The sequence below is a fragment of the Klebsiella sp. P1CD1 genome, from assembly GCF_003790505.1.
Taxonomy (GTDB): Bacteria; Pseudomonadota; Gammaproteobacteria; order Enterobacterales; family Enterobacteriaceae; genus Klebsiella; species Klebsiella variicola.
The window spans coordinates 5021058-5044782 of record NZ_CP033631.1; the positions used below are offsets into that span (position 1 = coordinate 5021058).

Genomic DNA, 23725 nt, shown 5'->3' on the forward strand with positions numbered 1-23725 from the left:
AGACCATGTACTTCGTATGGACAACATCGCCACGAATGTTACTATCGCGATGACGGTAGCTCTCACTATGCGTGTTTCATTAAGGCCAGGATCGCTGATGATGACCACATAAGTAGCACAGCGATCGGCTGCGCATCGACGCGGCAGAGCGCGGCGTCAGCGGCCTTTATCCCCACCTTTTCGTCCCTCGCAAGGAGGACGCTCCGCTCGGCGGAGGAAACACGCGCACCACTCAGCAAAGGGAATCAAGCGAGTCGCGTATGGACAAAATAAAGAAACGTTGGGCAGGGTATCTTGTCGGCTTACTGGTGGTGCTCGCCGCCGCCGCATGGTGGCTGCTGCGCCCGCCAGGTCTCCCGGACGGTTTTGCCAGTAGCAACGGCCGAATCGAAGCCACCGAAGTCGATATTGCCAGTAAAATCGCCGGGCGTATCGACACGATTTTGGTCAAAGAGGGCCAGTTTGTGCGTCAGGGAGAAGTCCTCGCGAGGATGGATACCCGCGTACTGAACGAGCAGCGTCTTGAAGCCGCCGCACAAATCAAGGAGGCGGAAAGCGCGGTGCTCGCCGCCAGAGCCTTGCTCGATCAGCGGCAGAGTGAAATGCGCGCCAGCGAAGCAGTGGTGAAGCAGCGCCAGGCGGAGCTGGATTCCTCGGCGAAACGCCATGTCCGCTCGAATGCCCTGTCGCAGCGCGGCGCCGTCTCCGCCCAGCAGCTGGATGACGACCGCGCGGCAGCAGAGAGCGCCCGCGCGGCGCTGGAATCGGCAAAAGCCCAGGTCTCTGCCGCCCGCGCCGCCATCGAAGCTGCCCGCACCAGCATTATTCAGGCGCAAACCCGCGTCGAAGCCGCCCAGGCGACCGAACGGCGGATCCTTGCCGATATTGACGATAGCGAGCTGAAAGCACCCCGTGATGGCCGCATTCAGTATCGCGTCGCTGAGCCAGGCGAAGTCCTGGCCGCCGGTGGCCGGGTGCTGAATATGGTCGATCTCGCCGATGTCTATATGACCTTCTTTCTGCCAACCGAACAGGCTGGCCTGCTGGCGCTCGGCAGCGAAGCGCGCTTGATCCTTGATGCCGCGCCGGATCTGGTGATCCCGGCCAACATCAGCTTTGTCGCCAGCGTCGCCCAGTTCACGCCGAAAACGGTAGAAACCGGCGACGAGCGCCTTAAGCTGATGTTCCGCGTCAAAGCACGCATCCCGCCGGAGCTGCTGGCGCAGCATCTGGAATATGTCAAAACCGGCCTGCCCGGCATGGCTTACGTGCGGGTGGATAAACAACAACCCTGGCCTGAGGCGCTAACGGTGAGGTTGCCGCAATGAAACTGACGCCGCAGGATACCTCGCCCCCCGTCGCCCTGCTGGAAAACGTTGGCCAGCAGTATGGCGCCACCATCGCGCTGCGGGATATCAGCCTGGCGATCCCGGCACGGCGTATGGTTGGTCTGATTGGCCCGGACGGCGTCGGCAAATCGAGCCTGCTCTCGCTGATCGCCGGGGCGCGGGCCATTGAACAGGGTAACGTGATGGTGCTTGGCGGCGATATGCGTGATGTGCATCACCGCCGCGACGTGTGCCCGAAAATCGCGTGGATGCCACAGGGGCTGGGGAAAAACCTCTATCACACCCTCTCGGTGTATGAAAACGTCGACTTCTTCGCCCGCCTGTTCGGCCACGATAAAGCCGAGCGCGAACTGCGAATCAACGAGCTGCTGCAGAGCACCGGGCTGGCGCCGTTTCGCGATCGCCCCGCCGGTAAACTCTCCGGTGGGATGAAGCAAAAGCTCGGCCTGTGCTGCGCGCTGATCCACGACCCGCAGTTGCTGATCCTTGATGAACCGACCACCGGCGTCGACCCGCTTTCCCGGGCGCAGTTCTGGGAGCTTATCGACAGTATTCGCCAGCGCCAGCCGGAGATGAGCGTGCTGGTCGCTACCGCCTACATGGAAGAGGCCGAGCGCTTTGACTGGCTGGTGGCGATGAATGCCGGCGAGGTGCTGGCGACCGGCAGCGCCGCGGAGCTCAAAGCCCAGACCGGCAGCCAGACCCTGGAGCAGGCGTTTATCGCCCTGCTACCTGAAGCACAACGTCAAGCGCATAAGACGGTAGTTATCCCGCCGCGCGACAGCCGCGAGGAAGAGATCGCCATCGAAGCGCGCGGCCTGACCATGCGCTTCGGCAACTTTGTTGCCGTCGACCACGTTAACTTTCGCATCGCCCGCGGCGAAATCTTTGGCTTCCTTGGATCTAACGGCTGCGGCAAATCCACCACCATGAAGATGCTCACCGGCCTGCTGCCCGCCAGCGAAGGTGAAGCCTGGCTGTTCGGCCAGCCGGTCGACCCGAAGGATATCGCCACCCGCCAGCGGGTGGGCTATATGTCACAGGCCTTTTCGCTCTATAGCGAACTGAGCGTTCGGCAAAACCTCGAGCTGCACGCCCGCCTGTTTCATATCCCGGACGACGAAATAGCCCACCGGGTCGCTGAGATGAGCGAGCGCTTTATGCTGACCGAGGTTAAAGACGCGCTTCCCGCCGATCTGCCGCTGGGGATCCGTCAGCGCCTGTCGTTAGCGGTGGCGGTCATCCACCGCCCGGAGATGCTGATCCTCGATGAGCCGACCTCCGGCGTCGACCCGGTGGCGCGCGATATGTTCTGGCAGCTGATGGTAGACCTGGCGCGCCAGGATCGCGTTACTATATTTATCTCCACCCACTTTATGAATGAGGCGGAACGCTGCGATCGCATCTCCCTGATGCACGCTGGCAAGGTGCTGGCCAGCGATACGCCGCAGGCGCTGGTTGAGCAGCGCGGCTGCGCCAGCCTCGAAGCGGCGTTTATCGCCTGGCTTAAAGAGGCCCAACCGTCCTCTCTAGTACCAGAGGACCCCACGTCTGCTGTCGCATCGCATTCGGAACACACGGCCCCACGGCAGGCCTTCAGTCTACGCCGCCTGTTTAGCTACAGCCGCCGCGAGGCGCTGGAGCTGCGCCGCGATCCGGTGCGATCGACGCTGGCGCTGCTGGGGACGGTGATCCTGATGTTTATCATGGGTTATGGGATCAGCATGGACGTTGAGGATCTGCGCTTTGCCGTACTCGACCGCGACCAAACCCTCAGCAGCCAGGGCTGGTCGCAGAACATAGCCGGTTCACGCTACTTTATCGAGCAGGCGCCACTGCACAGCTATGACGAACTGGACCGCCGGATGCGTGACGGCGAACTGGCGGTGGCAATAGAGATCCCGCCGAACTTTGGTCGCGATATCGCCCGCGGCACACCGGTGCAAATCGGCGTCTGGGTGGACGGCGCGATGCCCAACCGCGCGGAAACCGTGCGCGGGTACGTGCAGGCGATGCATCTCGCCTGGCTGCAGGAGATGGCTGGCCGGCAGAGCAGCCCACAGCGCGATACCTCGCTCATCTCCATCGAGACCCGCTATCGCTATAATCCGGACGTGAAGAGCCTGCCGGCCATCGTCCCGGCGGTGATCCCGCTGCTGCTGATGATGATCCCGGCGATGCTCAGCGCCCTGAGCGTAGTCCGTGAGAAAGAGCTCGGATCGATTATCAACTTGTACGTGACGCCAACCACCCGCAGCGAATTCCTGCTCGGCAAGCAGCTGCCTTACATCGTACTGGGGATGTTTAACTTCTTCCTGCTGTGCGCGCTGTCGGTCTTTGTCTTTGGCGTCGCGCATAAGGGCAGCTTCCTGACGCTGACCCTGGCGGCGCTGCTGTATGTCACCATCGCCACCGGTCTGGGGCTGCTGATCTCAACCTTTATGAAGAGCCAAATCGCCGCCATCTTCGGTACCGCGATCATTACGCTGATCCCGGCAACCCAGTTCTCCGGGATGATCGATCCGGTGGCGTCGCTGGAAGGGCCCGGGCGCTGGATCGGGCAAATTTATCCGACCAGCCACTTCCTGACTATCGCTCGCGGCACCTTCTCCAAGGCGCTGAATCTCAGCGATTTGTGGGGCTCGTTCATTCCGCTATTGCTTGCGGTGCCGCTGGTGCTCGGGCTGAGCGTGCTGCTGCTGAAGAAACAGGAGGGATGATGCGCGGATTACGCAATATTTATAATCTTGGCGTCAAAGAGCTGCGCAGCCTGCTCGGCGATAAAGCGATGCTGGCGCTGATCGTGTTTGCTTTTACCGTGTCGGTGTACTCCTCGGCCACGGTGATGCCCGGTTCGCTGCACCTGGCGCCGATCGCGGTTGCTGATATGGATAAATCCCAGCTCTCTTCACGCATCATTAACGCTTTCTACCGTCCCTGGTTTCTTGAGCCGGAGCTGATCACCGCTGATGAGATGGACGCCGGGCTGGATGCCGGGCGCTACACTTTCGCCATCAACATCCCGCCTAACTTCCAGCGCGATGTGCTGGCCGGTCGGCAGCCGGAAGTCCAGGTCAATGTCGACGCCACGCGCATGAGCCAGGCCTTTACCGGCAACGGCTATATCCAGAATATTATCAGTGGCGAAGTCAACAGTTTTGTCGCCCGCTATCGGGATAACAGCGTACTGCCGGTAGAGCTGGCGGTAAGGATGCGTTTTAACCCTAACCTTGAGCAGGAGCGCTTTGGCGCGGTGATGGCGATCATCAACAACATCACCATGCTGGCGATCGTCCTCACCGGTTCGGCGCTGATCCGCGAGCGGGAACATGGCACCATAGAGCACTTGTTGGTGATGCCAGTAACGCCGTTTGAAATCATGATGGCCAAGATCTGGTCGATGGGCCTGGTGGTGCTGGTGGTCTCCGGGTTGTCGCTGATACTGATGGTGCAGGGGATTTTGCAGGTGCCCATTGAAGGGTCGATTCCCCTGTTTATGCTGGGGGTGGCGCTCAGCCTGTTCGCCACGACCTCAATCGGCATTTTTATGGGCACCCTCGCCCGATCGATGCCGCAGCTGGGGCTATTGATGATTCTGGTGCTGCTGCCGCTGCAGATGCTCTCCGGCGGATCCACGCCGCGGGAAAGTATGCCGCAGCTGGTACAGGATATTATGTTGACCATGCCGACCACCCACTTCGTCAGTCTGGCGCAAGCGATACTGTACCGCGGCGCCAGCTTCGCCATCGTCTGGCCGCAGTTCTTAACCTTGCTGGCTATCGGCGGGGTATTCTTTACTATCGCGTTGCTGCGTTTTCGTAAGACTATTGGCGAGATGGCGTAAGGGCTTAAGAAGGGCCGTCGACTGACGGCGGCCCAGGGATTTATTTGTGGCGGTTCATAAAGCGACGTAAACCCCAGGTGAAGGCCATCGCCATACTAAACAGGATAAACAATAAGACAATCCAGCTGATGGAGATGCGCAGCAGCGTGCCGGGGGTCATAAACGGCTGCAGGTAGACGGTGAAGGACTGGGCGGGTGATTTCCCCAGCAGTTCATAAACGTTATCCATAAGCCATACGCCGACCCGGCAGAACAGCCAGATAATCGCTGGCCAGCAGAGCAGCACCAGAAAGGTAAAGCGCTCCTGAATGTAAGTGAAGAGCTGGCGCAGTGGCGACCAGTTAAGCAGGATTTTCATTTCTATTCTCATATTGCCAGCCGATAACCTGCATATGTCTCGCAAGGTATTTCGGGCAGCATCCATACAGGCAATCATCCCCCTTTGTATAACAAATTTTCCGCCATATAAACCAGATCAAGTTAACAAAGTGTTAATGATGTAGCTCATTAAGACAAAAACAGGGAAGAAGCATACTGTTTGGCACAATACATCCGGGAGCGAAGTATTCAGTCACGGAAATATTTTTTCTGAATCGTAAGTGCGTTATTTTGCGGGAGGAAGAGGCAGCGCCATTATTTTACCGAGGCACAATAAAATGGCGCTGAAATAGAGAGATCATATTAATCGTAACTACTAATAATTATTTTCCGACTTGCATCATCCGGTAAATTCACCGTCCGCGTGATCACGCCGCGAGCATTCGTCACGCTATTTTGCGAAGCAATAAGATAGGTATTCTTTCCGCAACGCTGCTGAGGTTGTTTATTGACGATATCGGTACTGCAGGTTTCTGAAACCACCCGCCCGGAGAGCGTTAATGTGGCGGTATCAGCAGCAAACAGAGGTAAGCTTAGTCCATAAGCGAAAGCCAGAATCCCAATTAGCGGTTTTTTCATTGACTTTATAACCAGTTAACAGGATGAGAAATAAGCGAGTTGCTTTCTATTTTTCTCCCTTGGGAGAGATGATGCGTTGATTCATCACGCAGGGAAGATAATCCATATAATTAATAAGGACAATTACAGGGTAACCTATTAATGTGATAGGTATTACTGATGTTAACGAACCCGGCGGTCGGGCCGGATGTTTCCCCGGAGGCGGTGCAGCGCACCTTGTCCGGGCTACAGGTCGTGCAGGGCGGGTGCGAATCCGTAGCCCCGGTAAGCGCAGCGCCACCGGGGAGATATACCCCACACAGCAAAAAACCCCGCACCTTTCGGGACGGGGTTCTTGTTAAAACGCAAAAACAAAAAGCTCAGTCTTTCGACTGAGCTTTCTGCTTTGTTTGATGCCTGGCAGTTCCCTACTCTCACATGGGGAGACCCCACACTACCATCGGCGCTACGGCGTTTCACTTCTGAGTTCGGCATGGGGTCAGGTGGGACCACCGCGCTATCGCCGCCAGGCAAATTCTTTGTGCTCGTCCTGTGTCTTTTGCGCTCATACTGCGTTGGCTGCTCTCGCGAGTGTCAGTCACATACTTATGTATGCTCCTTCCATCGCCTCGTTTGCCGCCTTGTCTCAGCGCAAAATCCTTCGGACTCTGAATCAGAGCTGAAAATCTTCTCTCAAATCGCCAAAACAGCTTCGGCGTTGTAAGGTTAAGCCTCACGGTTCATTAGTACCGGTTAGCTCAACGCATCGCTGCGCTTACACACCCGGCCTATCAACGTCGTCGTCTTCAACGTTCCTTCAGGAGACTTAAAGTCTCAGGGAGAACTCATCTCGGGGCAAGTTTCGTGCTTAGATGCTTTCAGCACTTATCTCTTCCGCATTTAGCTACCGGGCAGTGCCATTGGCATGACAACCCGAACACCAGTGATGCGTCCACTCCGGTCCTCTCGTACTAGGAGCAGCCCCCCTCAATTCTCCAGCGCCCACGGCAGATAGGGACCGAACTGTCTCACGACGTTCTAAACCCAGCTCGCGTACCACTTTAAATGGCGAACAGCCATACCCTTGGGACCTACTTCAGCCCCAGGATGTGATGAGCCGACATCGAGGTGCCAAACACCGCCGTCGATATGAACTCTTGGGCGGTATCAGCCTGTTATCCCCGGAGTACCTTTTATCCGTTGAGCGATGGCCCTTCCATTCAGAACCACCGGATCACTATGACCTGCTTTCGCACCTGCTCGCGCCGTCACGCTCGCAGTCAAGCTAGCTTATGCCATTGCACTAACCTCCTGATGTCCGACCAGGATTAGCTAACCTTCGTGCTCCTCCGTTACTCTTTGGGAGGAGACCGCCCCAGTCAAACTACCCACCAGACACTGTCCGCAACCCCGGTCAGGGGCCTACGTTAGAACATCAAACATTAAAGGGTGGTATTTCAAGGTTGGCTCCACGCAGACTGGCGTCCACGCTTCAAAGCCTCCCACCTATCCTACACATCAAGGCTCAATGTTCAGTGTCAAGCTATAGTAAAGGTTCACGGGGTCTTTCCGTCTTGCCGCGGGTACACTGCATCTTCACAGCGAGTTCAATTTCACTGAGTCTCGGGTGGAGACAGCCTGGCCATCATTACGCCATTCGTGCAGGTCGGAACTTACCCGACAAGGAATTTCGCTACCTTAGGACCGTTATAGTTACGGCCGCCGTTTACCGGGGCTTCGATCAAGAGCTTCTCCTTACGGATAACCCCATCAATTAACCTTCCGGCACCGGGCAGGCGTCACACCGTATACGTCCACTTTCGTGTTTGCACAGTGCTGTGTTTTTAATAAACAGTTGCAGCCAGCTGGTATCTTCGACTGGTCTCAGCTCCGTCCGCAGGGACTTCACCTACACACCAGCGTGCCTTCTCCCGAAGTTACGGCACCATTTTGCCTAGTTCCTTCACCCGAGTTCTCTCAAGCGCCTTGGTATTCTCTACCTGACCACCTGTGTCGGTTTGGGGTACGATTTAATGTTACCTGATGCTTAGAGGCTTTTCCTGGAAGCAGGGCATTTGTTACTTCAGCACCGTAGTGCCTCGTCATCACACCTCAGCGTTAAAAGGTACCGGATTTACCTGGAACCTCCGCCTACATGCTTAAACCGGGACAACCGTCGCCCGGCTAACATAGCCTTCTCCGTCCCCCCTTCGCAGTAACACCAAGTACAGGAATATTAACCTGTTTCCCATCGACTACGCCTTTCGGCCTCGCCTTAGGGGTCGACTCACCCTGCCCCGATTAACGTTGGACAGGAACCCTTGGTCTTCCGGCGAGCGGGCTTTTCACCCGCTTTATCGTTACTTATGTCAGCATTCGCACTTCTGATACCTCCAGCAACCCTCACAGGCCACCTTCGCAGGCTTACAGAACGCTCCCCTACCCAACAACACATAGTGTCGCTGCCGCAGCTTCGGTGCATGGTTTAGCCCCGTTACATCTTCCGCGCAGGCCGACTCGACCAGTGAGCTATTACGCTTTCTTTAAATGATGGCTGCTTCTAAGCCAACATCCTGGCTGTCTGTGCCTTCCCACATCGTTTCCCACTTAACCATGACTTTGGGACCTTAGCTGGCGGTCTGGGTTGTTTCCCTCTTCACGACGGACGTTAGCACCCGCCGTGTGTCTCCCGTGATAACATTCTTCGGTATTCGTAGTTTGCATCGGGTTGGTAAGTCGGGATGACCCCCTAGCCGAAACAGTGCTCTACCCCCGAAGATGAGTTCACGAGGCGCTACCTAAATAGCTTTCGGGGAGAACCAGCTATCTCCCGGTTTGATTGGCCTTTCACCCCCAGCCACAAGTCATCCGCTAATTTTTCAACATTAGTCGGTTCGGTCCTCCAGTTAGTGTTACCCAACCTTCAACCTGCCCATGGCTAGATCACCGGGTTTCGGGTCTATACCCTGCAACTTAACGCCCAGTTAAGACTCGGTTTCCCTGCGGCTCCCCTATACGGTTAACCTTGCTACAGAATATAAGTCGCTGACCCATTATACAAAAGGTACGCAGTCACACCCGAAGGTGCTCCCACTGCTTGTACGTACACGGTTTCAGGTTCTTTTTCACTCCCCTCGCCGGGGTTCTTTTCGCCTTTCCCTCACGGTACTGGTTCACTATCGGTCAGTCAGGAGTATTTAGCCTTGGAGGATGGTCCCCCCATATTCAGACAGGATACCACGTGTCCCGCCCTACTCTTCGAGTTCACAACCTGTGCATTTTGGTGTACGGGACTATCACCCTGTACCGTCGGACTTTCCAGACCGTTCCACTAACACACAAGCTGATTCAGACTCTGGGCTGCTCCCCGTTCGCTCGCCGCTACTGGGGGAATCTCGGTTGATTTCTTTTCCTCGGGGTACTTAGATGTTTCAGTTCCCCCGGTTCGCCTCGTTAACCTATGTATTCAGTTAACGATAGTGTGACGAATCACACTGGGTTTCCCCATTCGGACATCGCCGGTTATAACGGTTCATATCACCTTACCGACGCTTTTCGCAGATTAGCACGTCCTTCATCGCCTCTGACTGCCAGGGCATCCACCGTGTACGCTTAGTCGCTTAACCTCACAACCCGAAGATGTCTTGTCATCTTCAGATTGCGAAAATTTGAGAGACTCGAACACACCATTAAATATGTGTCGTTTCAATTTTCAGCTTGATCCAGATTTTTAAAGAGCAAATATCTCAAACATCACCCGAAGATGAGTTTTGAGATACATCGGCACGCGTCTTTCACTCACGAACCAGCAAGTGGCGTCCCCTAGGGGATTCGAACCCCTGTTACCGCCGTGAAAGGGCGGTGTCCTGGGCCTCTAGACGAAGGGGACACTGAAGTCTCAATCGCAAGACGCCTTGCTTCTTTACTTTCATCAGACAATCTGTGTGAGCACTACAAAGGCAGGTTCTTTAAGGTAAGGAGGTGATCCAACCGCAGGTTCCCCTACGGTTACCTTGTTACGACTTCACCCCAGTCATGAATCACAAAGTGGTAAGCGCCCTCCCGAAGGTTAAGCTACCTACTTCTTTTGCAACCCACTCCCATGGTGTGACGGGCGGTGTGTACAAGGCCCGGGAACGTATTCACCGTAGCATTCTGATCTACGATTACTAGCGATTCCGACTTCATGGAGTCGAGTTGCAGACTCCAATCCGGACTACGACATACTTTATGAGGTCCGCTTGCTCTCGCGAGGTCGCTTCTCTTTGTATATGCCATTGTAGCACGTGTGTAGCCCTGGTCGTAAGGGCCATGATGACTTGACGTCATCCCCACCTTCCTCCAGTTTATCACTGGCAGTCTCCTTTGAGTTCCCGGCCTAACCGCTGGCAACAAAGGATAAGGGTTGCGCTCGTTGCGGGACTTAACCCAACATTTCACAACACGAGCTGACGACAGCCATGCAGCACCTGTCTCACAGTTCCCGAAGGCACCAATCCATCTCTGGAAAGTTCTGTGGATGTCAAGACCAGGTAAGGTTCTTCGCGTTGCATCGAATTAAACCACATGCTCCACCGCTTGTGCGGGCCCCCGTCAATTCATTTGAGTTTTAACCTTGCGGCCGTACTCCCCAGGCGGTCGATTTAACGCGTTAGCTCCGGAAGCCACGCCTCAAGGGCACAACCTCCAAATCGACATCGTTTACAGCGTGGACTACCAGGGTATCTAATCCTGTTTGCTCCCCACGCTTTCGCACCTGAGCGTCAGTCTTTGTCCAGGGGGCCGCCTTCGCCACCGGTATTCCTCCAGATCTCTACGCATTTCACCGCTACACCTGGAATTCTACCCCCCTCTACAAGACTCTAGCCTGCCAGTTTCGAATGCAGTTCCCAGGTTGAGCCCGGGGATTTCACATCCGACTTGACAGACCGCCTGCGTGCGCTTTACGCCCAGTAATTCCGATTAACGCTTGCACCCTCCGTATTACCGCGGCTGCTGGCACGGAGTTAGCCGGTGCTTCTTCTGCGGGTAACGTCAATCGGTGAGGTTATTAACCTCACCGCCTTCCTCCCCGCTGAAAGTGCTTTACAACCCGAAGGCCTTCTTCACACACGCGGCATGGCTGCATCAGGCTTGCGCCCATTGTGCAATATTCCCCACTGCTGCCTCCCGTAGGAGTCTGGACCGTGTCTCAGTTCCAGTGTGGCTGGTCATCCTCTCAGACCAGCTAGGGATCGTCGCCTAGGTGAGCCGTTACCCCACCTACCAGCTAATCCCATCTGGGCACATCTGATGGCATGAGGCCCGAAGGTCCCCCACTTTGGTCTTGCGACGTTATGCGGTATTAGCTACCGTTTCCAGTAGTTATCCCCCTCCATCAGGCAGTTTCCCAGACATTACTCACCCGTCCGCCGCTCGTCACCCGAGAGCAAGCTCTCTGTGCTACCGCTCGACTTGCATGTGTTAGGCCTGCCGCCAGCGTTCAATCTGAGCCATGATCAAACTCTTCAATTTAAGTTTGATGCTCGTGAATTAAACTTCGTAATGAATTACGTATGTTCACTCAGAGACTTGGTATTCATTTTTCGTCCGAGGACGTTAAGAATCCATGTCACTTTGAGTGCCCACACAGATTGTCTGATAAATTGTTAAAGAGCAGTTGCGACGCGCTTTAGCGCTCTGTCGCGAGGTGGCGTATATTACGCTTTCCTCTTTCAGAGTCAACCCTGAATTTCAGGATTTTTCTCTTCAACCGAACCGGCTGTTTGTGTGAAGTGATTCACATCTGCCGTGTCAGTGGGAGCGCATTATAGGGAGTTCGCCGGAAGTAGCAAGCGTTAAAATAGAAAAATCTTATCGACCGCTCATTATTTGAACTTTTCGCTTATTCATCTTCTTACCATTCAAGGCGCCATCCCAGTGTTCATGCGGCCTGCAGCGCCATTTACGCTAAGATCGGTTTTTGGCAAAAATGTGATTTTTCTCTCTTACCCAACGCCATTATCGCGCCGATGGTGAATTAAGCACCACTCTTGACCCACGACAAAGCGCCCACCTGGCCCCCGTTTCTATAATCAGGCCCGTTTCTTCTTACTGGTAATAATCGATGGCTTATCAACTCAACATTAACTGGCCCGAGTTTTTAGAGAAGTACTGGCAAAAACAGCCGGTGGTATTAAAAAACGCGTTTCCGGACTTCGTCGACCCGATTACTCCGGACGAGCTGGCCGGATTAGCCATGGAACCGGAAGTCGACAGCCGGCTGGTCAGCCTGACCAACGGCAAATGGCAGGCCAGCAATGGTCCTTTTGAACATTTCGACGGGCTGGGCGAAACCGGCTGGTCGCTGCTGGCCCAGGCGGTAAACCACTGGCATATGCCCGCCGCCGAGCTGGTGCGCCCGTTCCGCGTACTGCCGGACTGGCGTCTGGACGACCTGATGATCTCCTTCTCCGTCCCCGGCGGCGGCGTCGGCCCGCATATCGATCAGTATGACGTCTTTATTATTCAGGGCATGGGCAGCCGCCGCTGGCGCGTGGGCGATAAGCTGCCGATGCGTCAGTTCTGCCCGCATCCGGCACTGCTGCACGTCGATCCGTTCCCGCCGATCATTGATGAAGATCTGCAGCCGGGCGATATCCTCTATATTCCACCAGGATTCCCGCACGATGGCGTGACCCACGAAACCGCACTGAACTACTCCGTCGGCTTCCGCGGGCCAAACGGTCGCGACCTGATCAGCAGCTTCGCCGACTATGTGCTGGAGAACGATCTTGGCGGCGAGCACTACAGCGATCCGGACCTCACCTGCCGCGAGCATCCGGGCCGGGTTGAGGAGTATGAACTCGAACGTCTGCGCACCATGATGATCGACATGATTCGCCAGCCGGAAGACTTCAAGCAGTGGTTCGGCAGTTTCGTGACCACCCCGCGTCACGAGCTGGATATTGCGCCGGCGGAACCACCGTATGAAGAAGAGGAAGTGGTCGATGCGCTGCTGGGCGGCGAAAAGCTTTCTCGTCTGAGCGGCCTGCGCGTTCTGCATATCGGCGACAGCTTCTTCGTGCATAGCGAACAGCTGGACACCACCGATGCCGAAGCGCTGGATGCGCTGTGCCGCTATACCTCATTAGGTCAGGAGGAGCTCGGCAGCGGCCTGCAGAATCCGGCGTTCGTGAGCGAACTGACGCGGCTGATTAATCAGGGCTACTGGTACTTCGAAGAGTAAGAGAGCGGCAATACTGCGGGCGGCCGCCTGGCGCTGCCCGCTGACTTTCAGCCGTTATTGCGTCTATTTCGGCAGCACGATAATAAAACGCGTAGAGCGCAGATCGGACTGCACCGCTACGCTGCCGTGGTGGGCGCTGACGATGGATTTCACAATCGCCAGGCCGATACCGCTGCCCTCGCCTTTGCGCTGACGCGAGGGGTCGACGCGATAGAAACGGTCAAACAGCCGCGGCAGATGCTCGGCGGCAATCGGCGTACCGGGATTCTCCACCACCAGACGGATCGTCTCGGCGCTTTCGCTCAACTGGATGGTCACCGCCTGGCCGGCCGGCGTGTAGCGGATCGCGTTCGACAGCAGGTTGCTGATCGCCCGCCGCAGCATCAGCGGATCGCCCATCACCCGGCAGTGGCTGCCGACAAAGCGCAGCGCCACCGCCTTCTCTTCCGCCCACGCTTCAAAGAACTCAAACACCTTATGCACTTCCTCGGCCAGATCCAGCGCCTGTTGCTCAGGGATCAGCTGGTTATTATCCGCCTGGGCGAGGAACAGCATATCGCTGACCATCCGCGACATCCGCGAGAACTCTTCGAGATTGGAATACAACACCTCTTCCAGCTCCTGCTGGCTGCGGCTCTGGCTTAAGGCGATTTCAGTTTGCGTCACCAGGTTAGTAATCGGCGTGCGGATTTCATGGGCGATATCGGCGGAGAAGTTGGACTGGCGGGTAAAGACATCCTCTATGCGCTCCAGCATATGGTTAAACGACAGCGCCAGCCGTTCCAGCTCGATAGGCACGGCCTGCGGGTCAAGGCGCACGTCGAGATCCCGCGAGGTAATATTCTGGATCTGGCGACTGATCTGGCGGATGGGCTTATGCCCCTGATAGACCACAAACAGCACGATGGCGATGATCAGCAAACTGATTATCGTCGCCGCGGAAATCAGCTTCGCTTTCAGCTCGTTAATATAGTGCAGGTGAAAATCGATGGATAAGGCCATCAGCAGGTGGTACGCCGGTTTGCCGTCCGCCTGCTTGCCCAGCGGCAGCATGATCAGCCGCCAGGCGCGGGTCTCCATTGGATGATTATCATGAACCATCTTCCGCGGCTGCGGGTCAGTCCATGAAATCACATTCCCGTCGCGCAGCTGCATCGCCAGCCCCGGCGTACTCAGCATATGGCTGAGATCCGGCCCGTCTGGCGACTGAAACAAAATATTGCCCTGGCCGTCGTCCAGACAGATAAAGACGTTGGCGTAACCCGCAATGATATTCCTCACGATCTCCAGTCGCCGCGCCTGCGGGTAGTCGGCGTGGTTGAGCACCGTCTCCAGGGTGGTGCTGAGCTGCCTGAGATCGTGCACGTCGCGCTCTTCAAAGTGGGCCTTCACCGAATGGATCATGATCCAGGTGAAAGCAAAGAAGGCAATGATGGTGGCGAGGCTAATAAAGAAGGTCAGCCGGGTTGCCAGGGAAAAGGGGCGCTTAGCGGCCATCCGGCACCTCAAGCATATAGCCGACGCCGCGCACGGTCTGGATAAGCTTCGGCTCGAAGTCGTTATCAATTTTGGCGCGCAGCCGCTTCACCGCCACGTCAATGGCGTTAGTGTCGCTGTCGAAATTCATATCCCAGACCTGCGAGGCAATCAGCGAACGCGGCAGCACCTCGCCCTGATGGCGCAGGAAGAACTCCAGCAGAGTGAATTCCTTACTGGTCAGGGTGATACGCGTCGCGCCGCGCGTAACCTTGCGGCTGACCAAATCAACGCTGAGATCCGCCGCCTGAAAGTGGCTTTCGACGATGACCGCCGCCCCGCGGCGCAGCAGGGTCCGCACTCGCGCCAGCAGCTCCGCAAAAGCAAATGGCTTCACCAGATAGTCGTCGGCGCCCAGCTCCAGGCCCTTCACCCGATGCTCAATGGTGCCCAACGCGGTAAGCAGCAGGATCGGCATACCTTTATTGGCGGCGCGCAGCATGCGGACGATATCCCAGCCGTTCACATCCGGCAGCATGATGTCGAGGATCAGCAGATCGTAATCGCTGGTCATTGCCAGGTGATAGCCGTTAAGGCCGTTATCGGCCAGGTCGACGACGAAGCCGGCCTCGGTGAGCCCTTTGGTCAGGTACTCCCCGGTTTTCTTCTCATCTTCGACAATCAAAATCTTCACGGCAGGCTCCTTCACGCGCGCTTCGTGCGGGTATTCAATTTTAGAGGAGCGCCTCCGGATAGCAATGAAATATCAGGAAAATGACAGCTTTGTCATTTTCCTGTCACGCCCTGAACAGAGCCCGCTACGTAAAGTAGCCGCCATGGATAAATCGTCGAAACCGTCTGCCGCCATGCGCCCAATAAAGCTTCTTACCCTCAGCGTGATATTCGCCTTAACCGGCTGTCTGTCACTTGCTCCGGACTATCAGCGCCCCGCCGCGCCGGTGCCGCAGCAGTTCTCACTCAGCCAGAACAAGCTGGTTACCGCGACAGCGGGCTATCAGGAGACCGGCTGGCGCACCTTTTTCGTCGACCCGCAGGTGAAGAGCCTGATTAGTACCGCGCTGGCCAACAACCGCGATTTACGGATGGCGACGCTGAAAGTGCAGGAGGCTCGCGCGCAATATCGGGTTACCGACGCCGACCGCTACCCGCAATTGAACGGTGACGGCAGCACCACCTATGGCGGCAAGCTTAAAGGCGACACCACCACCAGCAGCGATTATGCCGCCGGCCTGAATCTCAGCTATGACCTCGACTTCTTTGGCCGGTTGAAAAACCTCAGCGAGGCCGACCGGCAGAACTTCTTCGCCAGCGAAGAGGCCCGGCGTGCGGTACATATCCTGTTGATTGCTAACGTTTCACAAAGCTACTTCAACCAGCGGCTGGCGGCAGCGCAGTTGCAGGTGGCCAACGACACCTTACAGAACTATCAGCAGTCTTACGCCTTCGTTGAAAAACAGCTGCTGACCGGAAGCACCACCGTGCTGGCGCTGGAGCAGGCGCGCGGGATGATCGAGAGCACCCGTGCCGATATCGCCAAACGTCAGGGCCAGCTGGCGCAGGCCAATAACGCCCTGCAGCTGCTGCTCGGCAGCTACCAGCATCTGCGGGACGATAACGCCAGCAGCGCGGTGGACCTGAAAGGCGTAACCCTGCCGCCATCGCTCTCCTCAGCGATCCTGTTGCAGCGGCCGGATATTTTAGAGGCCGAACACAGCCTGTTGGCGGCCAACGCCAACATCGGCGCCGCGCGGGCGGCCTTCTTCCCGTCGATTACCCTGACCAGCTCGCTCTCTGGCAGCAGCAGCGAGCTCTCCAGCCTGTTTAACGCCGGCAGCGCGATGTGGAACTTCATCCCCAAAATTGAACTGCCGATTTTCAACGCCGGGCGCAATCAGGCCAACCTCGATCTGGCGGAAATCCGCCAGCAGCAGCAGGTGGTCAACTATGAGCAAAAAATCCAGTCCGCCTTTAAAGAGGTGGCCGACGCGCTGGCCCTGCGCCAGAGCCTGGCCGATCAAATTGCCGCCCAGGAGCGCTATCTCGCTTCACTAAATATCACCCTGCAGCGCGCTACTGCGCTCTATCGTCACGGCGCGGTCAGCTACATCGAAGTCCTGAGCGCCCAGCGCGACATTTTTACCACCCGACAAACCCTGCTGGAACTCAACTATTCCCGTCAGGCAAATGAAATCACCCTGTTCGCCGCCCTCGGCGGCGGCTGGATGGAATAACCCAAGGAGTCTTGATGATGAATTCACTATCTAAAATCGCCCTGTTCACCCTGCTCTCTGGCACGGTGTTCGCCGCCCAGGCCGCCGACCCGCACGCCGGCATGGCGATGCACGAGGAGCCCGCCGCCGCGCAGGCGCAAAGCATCAGCGGCAAAGGCGTCATTAAAGCTATTGATATGGATAGCAAAAAAATCACCATCGCCCACGAGGCCATCCCGGCGGTGAACTGGCCGCCGATGACCATGCGCTTCACCATCACCCCGCAGACGCAGCTCAACAATGTGAAGAATGGCGACAGCGTGGACTTCACCTTCGTTCAGCAGGGCAACCTGTCGCTGCTGCAGGATATTCGCGCCCACTAATGGCCCGGCGACGGTAAGCCCCTCAACGACTAAATGGACGACACATGGCATCCCTGACACTGAAAAATACGGCGCTGATCCTCGGCAGCATGGTGATTGGCGGCGCGCTTACCACGGCGCTGTACGCCCGATGGGCACCGACCCACTCTGCCGCTCCGGCGGCCGAGCAGCAGCGTAAAGTGCTGTTCTGGTACGATCCGATGTACCCGAACACCCGCTTCGATAAACCGGGTAAATCGCCGTTTATGGATATGGATCTGGTGCCGAAATACGCCGATGAGGAGCATGCCGCCGCTGGTGCGTCGGGGGTGCGTATCGACCCGACGCAGACCCAGAATCTCGGCGTAAAAACCGCCGCGGTCACCCGCGGGCCGCTGCGCTACACTCAGACCTTCCCGGCCAACATTAGCTATAACGAGTACCAGTATGTGATTATGCAGGCGCGGGCGGCGGGCTTTATCAATAAAGTCTATCCGTTGACCGTCGGCGACAAGGTGAAACAAGGCACGCCGCTCCTCGAGCTGACCATCCCTGACTGGGTGGAAGCGCAGAGCGAATATCTGTTGTTGCAGGAGACCGGGGGCACCGCCACCCAGGTCGAGGGGATCCTCGAGCGCCTGCGCCTCGCCGGAATGCCGGATGACGATATCCGCCGCCTGAAAACCACGCGTAAAATCCAGACCCGCTTTACCCTCAAAGCGCCGATCGATGGCGTGATTACCGCCTTCGATCTGCGTGCCGGAATGAATATCGCCAAAGATAATGTGGTGGCGAAAATTCAGGGCATGGACCCGGTGTGGGTCAGCGTGGCGGTGCCGGAATCCATCGTCTGGCTGATTAAAGACGCCTCGCAGTTCGCCATTCAGGTTCCCGCCTGGCCGGGAAAAACCTTCAGCATCAACAAATGGACCCTTCTCCCCAGCGTCGATAGCGCCACCCGTACCCTGCAGCTGCGCCTGCAAGTCAACAACCCGGATGAAGCGCTGAAGCCGGGGATGAATGCCTATCTGCAACTGACCAGTGAAAGCGAACCGATGCTGCTGATCCCCTCCAAAGCGCTGATCGACAGCGGCAGCGAGCAGCGAGTGATTACCGTGGATAATGAGGGCCGCTTCGTGCCGAAACGCGTGCAGGTATTCCATGAATCCGCTGGCGTCACGGCCATTCGCAGCGGGCTGCAGGAGGGTGAGAAAGTCGTCGCCAGCGGCCTGTTCCTGATCGACTCGGAAGCCAATATCGCCGGCGCGCTGGAGCGCATGCGCGCGCAGGCTCCTGATGTCACGGCTCCTGCCGCCCACGCGCACTGAGGAACGGAACCATGATTGAATGGATTATCCGCCGCTCGGTGGCCAACCGTTTCCTGGTGATGATGGCGGCGCTGTTTCTCAGCATCTGGGGGACCTGGACCATCGTCCATACCCCGGTGGACGCTCTGCCGGACCTCTCCGACGTACAGGTGATCGTCAAAACCAGCTACCCGGGGCAGGCGCCGCAGATCGTCGAAAACCAGGTCACCTGGCCGCTGACCACCACCATGCTGTCGGTACCCGGCGCCAAAACGGTTCGCGGCTTCTCGCAGTTTGGCGACTCCTACGTCTACGTGATTTTTGAAGACGGCACCGATCCTTACTGGGCGCGCTCGCGGGTGCTGGAGTATCTCAACCAGGTGCAGGGCAAACTTCCCGCCGGGGTCAGCGCCGAAATGGGCCCGGACGCCACCGGCGTCGGCTGGGTCTTCGAGTACGCGCTGGTCGACCGCAGCGGCAAGCACGACCTCGCCGAACTGCGCTCCCTGCAGGACTGGTTCTTAAAATATGAGCTGAAAACCATCCCTAACGTCTCGGAAGTGGCGTCGGTGGGCGGCGTGGTCAAGGAGTACCAGATTGTCGTCGACCCGATGAAGCTGACCCAGTACGGCATCAGCCTCGGCGAGGTGAAATCGGCGCTGGACGCCTCTAACCAGGAGGCGGGCGGCTCTTCCGTCGAACTGGCGGAAGCCGAATATATGGTGCGCGCCAGCGGCTACCTGCAGACGCTCGACGACTTCAAAAATATCGTGCTGAAAACCGGCGATAACGGCGTGCCGGTGTATCTCGGCGACGTCGCGCGGGTGCAGATTGGCCCGGAGATGCGCCGCGGTATCGCCGAGCTTAATGGCGAGGGCGAAGTCGCCGGCGGCGTGGTGATCCTGCGCTCCGGCAAGAACGCCCGCGAGGTGATCTCGGCGGTCAAAGCGAAGCTGGCGTCGCTGCAAAGCAGCCTGCCGGAAGGGGTTGAAGTGGTCACCACCTACGACCGCAGCCAGCTTATCGACCGCGCCATCGACAACCTCAGCCATAAGCTGCTGGAAGAGTTTATCGTCGTCGCGCTGGTCTGTGCCCTGTTCCTGTGGCACGTGCGCTCGGCGCTGGTAGCGATTATCTCGCTGCCGCTCGGCCTGTGCTTCGCCTTTATCATGATGCATTTCCAGGGGCTCAACGCCAACATCATGTCGCTGGGCGGGATCGCCATTGCGGTGGGAGCGATGGTCGATGCCGCCATCGTGATGATTGAGAACGCCCATAAGCGGCTGGAGGAGTGGGAACATCAGCACCCGGGAGAGAAGCTAAGCAACGACATCCGCTGGAAAATCATTACCGAGGCGTCGGTGGAGGTCGGCCCGGCGCTGTTTATCAGCCTGCTGATCATTACTCTGTCGTTTATCCCGATTTTCACCCTCGAAGGCCAGGAGGGCAAACTGTTCGGCCCGCTGGCCTTCACCAAAACCTGGTCGATGGCCGGGGCGGCGCTGCTGGCGATCGTGGTGATCCCGATCCTGATGGGCTTCTGGATCCGCGGCAGGATCCCAGCGGAGAACAGCAACCCGCTGAATCGCTTTTTAATCCGCATTTATCACCCACTGCTGCTGAAGGTGCTGCACTGGCCGAAGACTACCCTGCTGATTGCGCTCCTGTCGATCCTGACGGTGATTTGGCCCCTTAACCGGGTCGGCGGCGAGTTTCTGCCGCAGATTAACGAAGGCGATCTGCTCTATATGCCGTCAACGCTGCCGGGGATCTCCGCTGCGCAGGCGGCGGATATGCTGCAGAAAACCGATAAGCTGATCATGACGGTGCCGGAAGTGGCGCGGGTGTTCGGCAAAACCGGCAAGGCCGAAACCGCCACCGACTCGGCGCCGCTGGAGATGGTAGAGACCACGATTCAGCTCAAGCCGCAGGATCAGTGGCGACCGGGGATGACCATGGAGAAGATCGTCGAGGAGCTGGATAAAACCGTGCGTCTGCCGGGGCTGGCGAACCTGTGGGTGCCGCCGATCCGCAACCGCATCGACATGCTCTCCACCGGCATCAAGAGCCCGATTGGCATTAAAGTTTCCGGCACTAATCTGGCCGATATCGACGCCATCGCCGAACAAATTGAAGGGGTGGCGCGCACCGTGCCGGGAGTCACGTCGGCATTAGCCGAGCGGCTGGTCGGCGGGCGCTACCTCAATATTGATATTCAGCGTGAGAAGGCGGCCCGCTACGGGATGACCGTCGGCGACGTGCAGCTGTTCGTCTCGTCCGCCATCGGCGGCGCGATGGTTGGCGAAACGGTAGAGGGCGTCGAGCGCTACCCGATCAACATCCGCTACCCGCAGAGCTATCGCGACAGCCCGGAGACCCTCCGCCAGCTGCCGATCCTCACGCCGCTGAAGCAGCAGATCGTCCTCGGCGACGTGGCTGAGGTAAAGGTGGTCACCGGACCATCCATGCTGAAGACCGAGAACGCCCGCCCGACCAGTTGGATCTACATCGACGCCCGCGACCGCGACATGGTGTCGGTAGTGCACGATCTGCAGCAGGCCATCGGCAAGGAGGTGAAGCTGAAGCCGGGCATCAGTGTGTCCTACTCCGGGCAGTTTGAGCTGCTGGAGCGCGCCAATCAGAAGCTGAAGCTGATGGTGCCGATGACGCTGATGATTATCTTCGTGCTGCTGTATCTGGCGTTCCGCCGCGTCGGCGAGGCGCTGCTGATTATCACCAGCGTGCCGTTCGCCCTCGTCGGCGGGATCTGGTTTCTCTACTGGATGGGGTTCCATTTATCGGTAGCCACCGGGACCGGCTTTATCGCCCTGGCCGGGGTGGCGGCGGAGTTTGGCGTGGTGATGCTGATGTACCTGCGCCACGCCATCGAGGCGGAACCGTCGCTGAAGAATCCGCAGACTTTCAGCGTCGATAAGCTCGACGAGGCGCTGTACCAGGGGGCGGTGCTGCGCGTGCGGCCGAAGGCGATGACCGTGGCGGTGATTATCGCCGGCCTGTTGCCGATTTTATGGGGTACCGGCGCCGGGTCGGAAGTCATGAGCCGTATCGCCGCACCGATGATTGGCGGGATGATCACCGCCCCGCTGCTGTCGCTATTTATCATTCCGGCGGCATATAAGCTGATGTGGCTGTCCCGGCATCGGAGCAAGCGTAGCGAATAACCCGCCGCGTTTACGCCGGTCCGGGAAATTGGCTATAGTGGCGCCATTCTTCTGGCCGGCGTGAACGTCCCTATGAATCTGAACCTGGTGTGTTATTCCCTGCTGCTGCTCACCGCCGTGGGCAGCGCCCTGCTGCCCTACCCGCTGGCGATGTGGTTTTTACTGAGCAGCCTTCTGACATGGCTTATCTATGGCGCCGACAAGCTGGCGGCGCGCAAAGCCTGGCGACGGGTGCCGGAAACCACGTTGCTGGTGCTGGGCCTGGCGGGAGGCTGGCCGGGGGCCATCCTCGGCCAGCAGTGCTTTCGTCATAAAACGCAAAAGCAGCCCTTCCGGCGGTGGTTTTTCGTCAGCGTGGCGCTGAACGTGGCGGCGCTGGCCGGGCTGTACGTGGTTTATACCCACCTGCTCAGCCGCTAAGGGGCGAGGCTAGCGCGGCGTCTGGCGGATCCACACCAGGCGATCGACGTCAAAGCCCAGCTCGCGCGCGGTATTCAGGTAATCCTGCTTCACCGCCGCCGGAATGGTGGGGGTGCGCGACAAGATCCACAGATAGTCGCGGTTGGGGCCGCTGACCAGCGCGTACTGGTAGTCATCGTCCAGGCGGATCACGTTATAGCCGCCGTAGAATGGCCCGAAGAACGACACCTTCAGCGCCGCGGTGGTGGGGGCGCCGGTGAAGTAGGCTTTTCCGTCGCTCTCATTCCAGCGTTTTTTGACCGGGTCATAACCGCGATTGACGACGCTGATCCCCCCGTCGCTGCGGGCGCCGTAGGTGGCGGTCACCTGCTCCAGGCCTCGCTCGAAGCGATTCTCCAGGCGGGCGACTTCATACCATTTTCCAAGGTAACGGCTGGCGTCAAACCCGCTAATCGGCTGAACGCCCTTCGGCGGGGTGGGCGATTTGCAGGCCACCAGGGTCAACGCGATAGCAACGCCAGTGACAACAGGCCATAGCTTCATGAGAACTCCTTTCATTTACGCGGTAGGGGAAAGTGTAGTGCAAAGCCACTACACTTCACGCCAGCCGACGTGATTCGTAGTATATTGAGAATATTCTTTGTTAACAGGTGGCCTCCATGCCTTACTCCATCGGCGAATTTGCCCGACTATGCGGGATAAATGCGACCACGCTTCGCGCCTGGCAGCGCCGCTATGGCCTGCTCAAGCCGCTGCGCACCGATGGTGGTCACCGTCAGTACAGCGATGACGACGTCCAGCAGGCGCTGAAGATCCTCGACTGGGTGAAAAAAGGGGTACCAGTCAGCCAGGTGAAGCCCCTGTTGTCGCGCCCCGGCGCGCGGCGCACCAATAACTGGTTGACGCTGCAGGAGACCATGCTGCAGCGGCTGAAAGAGGGAAAAATCGAGTCCTTGCGCCAGCTGATCTACGACGCCGGGCGCGAATATCCGCGCCAGGAGCTGGTAACCGAAGTGCTGCGTCCGCTGCGCAGCCAGGTCTCCGCCAACGTGCCGGCCATCATGACGCTGCGCGAAATTCTCGACGGCATCATCATCGCCTATACCTCGTTTTGCCTCGAAGGCGACAAGAAGGCGCCCGGGGACAACTTTCTGATCACCGGCTGGCACCTGACCGACGCCTGCGAAATCTGGCTTGAGGCGCTCAAACGTACCGGCCAGGGTCATCGCATCGACGTCCTGCCGGTGCCTCCCGCCGCCCTGGCGCCGGAGATTTTCCCCCAGCGCAACTGGCTGCTGGTCACCAGCGGCAAACTTTCCGCCGCCCGCCAGAGGCAGGTCGAACTCTGGCAGCAGCAGGTCGTCTCCCTCGAGGTAATTCCGCTCTAACT

At 57.9% G+C, this 23725-nt stretch carries 15 protein-coding genes, 1 tRNA gene and 3 rRNA genes; 10 read left to right on the top strand and 9 right to left on the bottom strand.

All coding sequences use genetic code 11. The features are described from left to right. Window positions 1-260: 260 nt before the first annotated feature. Genes DTA24_RS24840 through DTA24_RS24850 form a run of 3 tightly spaced genes read left to right on the top strand, consistent with a single transcriptional unit; the run spans window position 261 to window position 5193 of the window. Window positions 261-1328: an HlyD family secretion protein gene (locus tag DTA24_RS24840; RefSeq protein ID WP_123837102.1), complete on the top strand. Its 1068-nt coding sequence runs from the start codon at window positions 261-263 to the stop codon at window positions 1326-1328. Continuing rightward, a complete protein-coding gene (gene rbbA / locus DTA24_RS24845; RefSeq protein WP_123837103.1) occupies window positions 1325-4069 on the top strand; it encodes a ribosome-associated ATPase/putative transporter RbbA in 2745 nt (914 codons plus the stop codon). Before DTA24_RS24840 ends, rbbA begins: the two co-directional genes overlap by 4 nt. Beyond that, on the top strand, window positions 4069-5193 hold the full coding sequence (locus DTA24_RS24850; RefSeq protein WP_012969040.1) for an ABC transporter permease: 1125 nt from the start codon (window positions 4069-4071) through the stop codon (window positions 5191-5193). The genes rbbA and DTA24_RS24850 overlap by 1 nt, the downstream gene beginning before the upstream one ends. A 40-nt stretch (window positions 5194-5233) precedes the next feature. On the opposite strand, the gene DTA24_RS24855 is transcribed toward DTA24_RS24850, so the two are convergent. From DTA24_RS24855 to DTA24_RS24885, 6 genes are all read right to left on the bottom strand, one after another. Then, window positions 5234-5551 carry a hypothetical protein gene (locus tag DTA24_RS24855; protein WP_012969041.1) on the bottom strand — a complete coding sequence of 106 codons (318 nt, stop codon included), beginning with the start codon at window positions 5549-5551 and terminating at the stop codon, window positions 5234-5236. A gap of 323 nt (window positions 5552-5874) precedes the next feature. Next, window positions 5875-6150 carry a DUF2574 family protein gene (locus DTA24_RS24860; protein ID WP_012542998.1) on the bottom strand — a complete coding sequence of 92 codons (276 nt, stop codon included), beginning with the start codon at window positions 6148-6150 and terminating at the stop codon, window positions 5875-5877. A 394-nt stretch (window positions 6151-6544) separates the two neighbouring features. Further along, window positions 6545-6660 (bottom strand): 5S ribosomal RNA (gene rrf, locus DTA24_RS24870). A gap of 191 nt (window positions 6661-6851) precedes the next feature. Next, window positions 6852-9755: ribosomal RNA gene (locus tag DTA24_RS24875) — 23S ribosomal RNA — on the bottom strand. Window positions 9756-9942: 187 nt separating this feature from the next. Then, window positions 9943-10018: transfer RNA gene (locus DTA24_RS24880), tRNA-Glu, on the bottom strand. 85 nt (window positions 10019-10103) lie between these two features. Then, window positions 10104-11643: ribosomal RNA gene (locus DTA24_RS24885) — 16S ribosomal RNA — on the bottom strand. Together the 16S, 23S and 5S rRNA genes with 1 tRNA gene alongside form the textbook arrangement of a ribosomal RNA operon. Before the next feature lie 592 nt (window positions 11644-12235). Here DTA24_RS24885 and DTA24_RS24890 point away from each other — a divergent pair. Continuing rightward, window positions 12236-13357, top strand: coding sequence for a cupin domain-containing protein (locus tag DTA24_RS24890; protein ID WP_012542999.1), 1122 nt, complete (start codon window positions 12236-12238; stop codon window positions 13355-13357). Window positions 13358-13420: 63 nt separating this feature from the next. On the opposite strand, the gene DTA24_RS24895 is transcribed toward DTA24_RS24890, so the two are convergent. Both DTA24_RS24895 and cusR read right to left on the bottom strand, forming a co-directional pair. After that, complete coding sequence (locus DTA24_RS24895) at window positions 13421-14854, bottom strand: Cu(+)/Ag(+) sensor histidine kinase (protein ID WP_012543000.1); 1434 nt, start codon at window positions 14852-14854, stop codon at window positions 13421-13423. After that, window positions 14844-15527 carry a copper response regulator transcription factor CusR gene (cusR, locus tag DTA24_RS24900; RefSeq protein ID WP_110196632.1) on the bottom strand — a complete coding sequence of 228 codons (684 nt, stop codon included), beginning with the start codon at window positions 15525-15527 and terminating at the stop codon, window positions 14844-14846. Before cusR ends, DTA24_RS24895 begins: the two co-directional genes overlap by 11 nt. Before the next feature lie 172 nt (window positions 15528-15699). Here cusR and DTA24_RS24905 point away from each other — a divergent pair, with 172 nt between their 5' ends. The 5 genes from DTA24_RS24905 (at window position 15700) to DTA24_RS24925 (ending at window position 22335) form a co-directional block, all read left to right on the top strand. Continuing rightward, window positions 15700-17085 carry an efflux transporter outer membrane subunit gene (locus DTA24_RS24905; RefSeq protein WP_123837193.1) on the top strand — a complete coding sequence of 462 codons (1386 nt, stop codon included), beginning with the start codon at window positions 15700-15702 and terminating at the stop codon, window positions 17083-17085. A gap of 17 nt (window positions 17086-17102) precedes the next feature. Next, complete coding sequence (gene cusF, locus DTA24_RS24910; protein ID WP_038422771.1) at window positions 17103-17447, top strand: cation efflux system protein CusF; 345 nt, start codon at window positions 17103-17105, stop codon at window positions 17445-17447. Between the two features lie 44 nt (window positions 17448-17491). Continuing rightward, window positions 17492-18754 carry an efflux RND transporter periplasmic adaptor subunit gene (locus tag DTA24_RS24915; protein WP_123837104.1) on the top strand — a complete coding sequence of 421 codons (1263 nt, stop codon included), beginning with the start codon at window positions 17492-17494 and terminating at the stop codon, window positions 18752-18754. Between the two features lie 11 nt (window positions 18755-18765). Beyond that, window positions 18766-21915 (top strand): CusA/CzcA family heavy metal efflux RND transporter, encoded by a 3150-nt coding sequence (locus DTA24_RS24920; RefSeq protein WP_071583367.1) that lies wholly within the window; start codon window positions 18766-18768, stop codon window positions 21913-21915. 72 nt (window positions 21916-21987) lie between these two features. Continuing rightward, a complete protein-coding gene (locus DTA24_RS24925) occupies window positions 21988-22335 on the top strand; it encodes a DUF1294 domain-containing protein (protein WP_008807073.1) in 348 nt (115 codons plus the stop codon). A gap of 9 nt (window positions 22336-22344) precedes the next feature. Here the strand turns inward: DTA24_RS24925 and DTA24_RS24930 are convergent, their stop codons facing one another. After that, window positions 22345-22878, bottom strand: coding sequence for a lipocalin family protein (locus DTA24_RS24930; protein WP_002887259.1), 534 nt, complete (start codon window positions 22876-22878; stop codon window positions 22345-22347). A gap of 116 nt (window positions 22879-22994) precedes the next feature. Here DTA24_RS24930 and DTA24_RS24935 point away from each other — a divergent pair, with 116 nt between their 5' ends. Continuing rightward, window positions 22995-23723, top strand: coding sequence for a MerR family transcriptional regulator (locus DTA24_RS24935; protein ID WP_008807075.1), 729 nt, complete (start codon window positions 22995-22997; stop codon window positions 23721-23723). The last annotated feature ends 2 nt before the right edge of the window (window positions 23724-23725 follow it).

Coding starts and splice junctions, on each gene's coding strand:
- rbbA (WP_123837103.1), top strand. CDS start 1,325: ATGAAACTGACGCCGCAGGATACCTCGCCCCCCGTCGCCCTGCTGGAA.
- DTA24_RS24920 (WP_071583367.1), top strand. CDS start 18,766: ATGATTGAATGGATTATCCGCCGCTCGGTGGCCAACCGTTTCCTGGTG.
- DTA24_RS24935 (WP_008807075.1), top strand. CDS start 22,995: ATGCCTTACTCCATCGGCGAATTTGCCCGACTATGCGGGATAAATGCG.
- DTA24_RS24925 (WP_008807073.1), top strand. CDS start 21,988: ATGAATCTGAACCTGGTGTGTTATTCCCTGCTGCTGCTCACCGCCGTG.
- DTA24_RS24915 (WP_123837104.1), top strand. CDS start 17,492: ATGGCATCCCTGACACTGAAAAATACGGCGCTGATCCTCGGCAGCATG.
- DTA24_RS24850 (WP_012969040.1), top strand. CDS start 4,069: ATGCGCGGATTACGCAATATTTATAATCTTGGCGTCAAAGAGCTGCGC.
- cusF (WP_038422771.1), top strand. CDS start 17,103: ATGAATTCACTATCTAAAATCGCCCTGTTCACCCTGCTCTCTGGCACG.
- DTA24_RS24890 (WP_012542999.1), top strand. CDS start 12,236: ATGGCTTATCAACTCAACATTAACTGGCCCGAGTTTTTAGAGAAGTAC.
- DTA24_RS24855 (WP_012969041.1), bottom strand. CDS start 5,551: ATGAAAATCCTGCTTAACTGGTCGCCACTGCGCCAGCTCTTCACTTAC.
- DTA24_RS24840 (WP_123837102.1), top strand. CDS start 261: ATGGACAAAATAAAGAAACGTTGGGCAGGGTATCTTGTCGGCTTACTG.
- DTA24_RS24895 (WP_012543000.1), bottom strand. CDS start 14,854: ATGGCCGCTAAGCGCCCCTTTTCCCTGGCAACCCGGCTGACCTTCTTT.
- DTA24_RS24905 (WP_123837193.1), top strand. CDS start 15,700: ATGCGCCCAATAAAGCTTCTTACCCTCAGCGTGATATTCGCCTTAACC.
- DTA24_RS24860 (WP_012542998.1), bottom strand. CDS start 6,150: ATGAAAAAACCGCTAATTGGGATTCTGGCTTTCGCTTATGGACTAAGC.
- DTA24_RS24930 (WP_002887259.1), bottom strand. CDS start 22,878: ATGAAGCTATGGCCTGTTGTCACTGGCGTTGCTATCGCGTTGACCCTG.